Genomic DNA, 2,379 nt, shown 5'->3' on the forward strand with positions numbered 1-2,379 from the left:
GATGGGCAAGGAAAAGTTTGAACGCGGCAAGCCGCACTGCAACATCGGCACAATCGGCCACGTTGACCACGGCAAGACCACATTGACAGCGGCGATCACCAAGTATTTTGGTGACTTCAAAGCGTACGACCAGATTGATGGTGCGCCAGAAGAAAAAGCCCGTGGGATCACCATCTCGACGGCACACGTTGAGTATGAAACCGACGCGCGCCACTATGCGCACGTTGACTGCCCTGGCCACGCTGACTACGTCAAAAACATGATCACCGGTGCCGCTCAGATGGACGGCGCGATCTTGGTTGTGAACGCGGCTGATGGCCCAATGCCACAGACTCGTGAGCACATCCTGCTGGGTCGCCAGGTTGGCATTCCCGCCATGGTTGTTTTCATGAACAAAGTTGACCAGGTTGACGACGAAGAGCTGCTCGAGCTGGTTGAAATGGAAATCCGTGAGCTGCTGTCCGAATATGACTTCCCAGGCGACGATATTCCTATCGTAGCGGGTTCCGCTCTGGCGGCGATGGAAGGCAACAACCCTGAAATCGGCGAAGATAAAATCAAAGAGCTGATGGCAGCTGTTGATGAGTACATCCCACAGCCTGAGCGTGCGATCGACCAGCCGTTCCTGATGCCGATCGAAGACGTGTTCTCGATCTCGGGTCGTGGTACTGTTGTGACCGGCCGTGTTGAGCGTGGCGTGATCAATGTTGGCGACAGCATTGAAATCGTTGGCATTAAAGACACCACCACAACCACATGTACCGGTGTTGAAATGTTCCGCAAACTGCTGGATCGCGGTGAAGCTGGCGACAACATCGGCGCATTGCTGCGCGGTATCGACCGTGAAGCGGTTGAGCGTGGTCAGGTTCTGTGCGCGCCAGGTTCTGTGAACCCGCACACCAAGTTTGAAGCTGAGGTCTACATCCTGACCAAAGACGAAGGTGGCCGTCACACGCCGTTCTTCGCGAACTACCGTCCACAGTTCTACTTCCGGACAACCGACGTGACCGGCACTGTTACTCTGCCTGAGGGCACAGAAATGGTTATGCCAGGCGACAACCTGAAGTTTGGTGTTGAGCTGATCGCGCCAATCGCGATGGAAGACGGCCTGCGCTTTGCGATCCGCGAAGGCGGCCGCACCGTTGGTTCGGGCGTTGTGTCCAAAATCGTCGAGTAAGACGCGCTCTGCGCGTTTGACGGCAGATGGTTTTCTGCAAGAAAACCTGTTAAAAGCCCGCCGCTGAGATCTAGAAAAGGCCGCCCCATTCGGGCGGCCTTTTTGTTGTGTTGAGCGCGGGGGAGGTGGGTGATTTTTCGGCGAAAAATCGATCGCGGCCCGCCCTGTTATTGCCCGCCGTTATTGCCTCTCGTTATTGTCCTGGTTGCCGCAAAGCAAAAAGCGCTGCCACAGGGGGCAACGCTTTTGTCCTGAGCCACGCCTTTGGGAGACCGAGGCGTGACCCGTCGGAAAAGGCTGGGCCTTTAGTTAACGATTTTGAGCACAGCGTCGCGCTTTTCGCTCTCGCTGTCGCCACCCGAGAGGATCAGGTGCAGCGACGCCGTTTGGGCTGCCGTCAGCGAAGAAATGTCAGCGCCGGGGGCGTATGTCTGAACGTCCGAAGACAAGGAGGCGTTGGCCGCACCGGTCAGAGCGGCAGTTGCGATGAGGGCGGATGCGATGATGGTTTTCATGACAGGGGTCCTTTTGGGAGGAAATATGTTTTGGGAGGGGGGTGACGGGGCGCTAAGCGCCGCGCGTCTTAGTTAACGATTTTGCGAACGGCGTCGCGCTTTTCGCTTTCGGTGTCACCGCCGGAGAGGATGAGGTGAAGCTGTGCAACCTCTGTGTTGGTCAGTGAGGAGACGTCCGCGCCGGGGGCGTAAGTGTTAACGTCCGAAGACAAGGATGCGTTGGCCGCACCGGTCAGAGCGGCGGTTGCGATGAGGGCGGATGCGATGATGGTTTTCATAATGTCTCTTCTTTCATGTGTGTAAGGGGCGCTTGAGAGGCCCGCTTGGAGTTTGTGAGGAACGGTGTGTCGTTCCGATGCAAACGAGATAGGGGCGTGGATTTCGGATTTGAACACACGAAAAAATCGCATCCGCTCACGCGTTTTTGCCCTTGAAATGCCAGCAGGAATTCAGGTGACTGTGCATCCCTGCAGAGCCAAAGTGCGGCCCAAGAAAACAAAGGGGTCGCGGGCGCCCCCCAACCGCCAGCGCTCACGTATTTTGAGAAGAGCCGTGATGAAAAAAGACGATGAACAACCGGTGTGCATTCGTGAACATGGCTTTTGTTTGAGTGCGTATCGCTTTGCGTGAACGCCCGTGCGCTGATTTGTGAGCCTATGACATAAAACTTGGCACGTAGAAGGAATT

At 56.2% G+C, this 2,379-nt stretch carries 3 protein-coding genes; 1 reads left to right on the forward strand and 2 read right to left on the reverse strand.

Going from position 1 to position 2,379, the window contains the following annotated elements; translation table 11 throughout:
* Nucleotide 1: 1 nt before the first annotated feature.
* Nucleotides 2-1,177 carry an elongation factor Tu gene (gene tuf / locus ACRBB0_RS26225; protein WP_431377421.1) on the forward strand — a complete coding sequence of 392 codons (1,176 nt, stop codon included), beginning with the start codon at nucleotides 2-4 and terminating at the stop codon, nucleotides 1,175-1,177.
* A 305-nt stretch (nucleotides 1,178-1,482) separates the two neighbouring features.
* Here the strand turns inward: tuf and ACRBB0_RS26230 are convergent, their stop codons facing one another.
* On the reverse strand, nucleotides 1,483-1,692 hold the full coding sequence (locus ACRBB0_RS26230) for a hypothetical protein (RefSeq protein ID WP_431377422.1): 210 nt from the start codon (nucleotides 1,690-1,692) through the stop codon (nucleotides 1,483-1,485).
* Between the two features lie 68 nt (nucleotides 1,693-1,760).
* On the reverse strand, nucleotides 1,761-1,970 hold the full coding sequence (locus ACRBB0_RS26235) for a hypothetical protein (RefSeq protein ID WP_431377423.1): 210 nt from the start codon (nucleotides 1,968-1,970) through the stop codon (nucleotides 1,761-1,763).
* Between the last annotated feature and the right edge of the window lie 409 nt (nucleotides 1,971-2,379).

The sequence above is a fragment of the Pelagimonas sp. genome (assembly GCF_050633425.1).
Taxonomy (GTDB): domain Bacteria; phylum Pseudomonadota; class Alphaproteobacteria; order Rhodobacterales; family Rhodobacteraceae; genus Pelagimonas.

Excerpts from the sequence above, each read along its gene's own strand:
- tuf (WP_431377421.1), top strand. The coding sequence starts at position 2 with ATGGGCAAGGAAAAGTTTGAACGCGGCAAGCCGCACTGCAACATCGGC.
- ACRBB0_RS26230 (WP_431377422.1), bottom strand. The coding sequence starts at position 1,692 with ATGAAAACCATCATCGCATCCGCCCTCATCGCAACTGCCGCTCTGACC.
- ACRBB0_RS26235 (WP_431377423.1), bottom strand. The coding sequence starts at position 1,970 with ATGAAAACCATCATCGCATCCGCCCTCATCGCAACCGCCGCTCTGACC.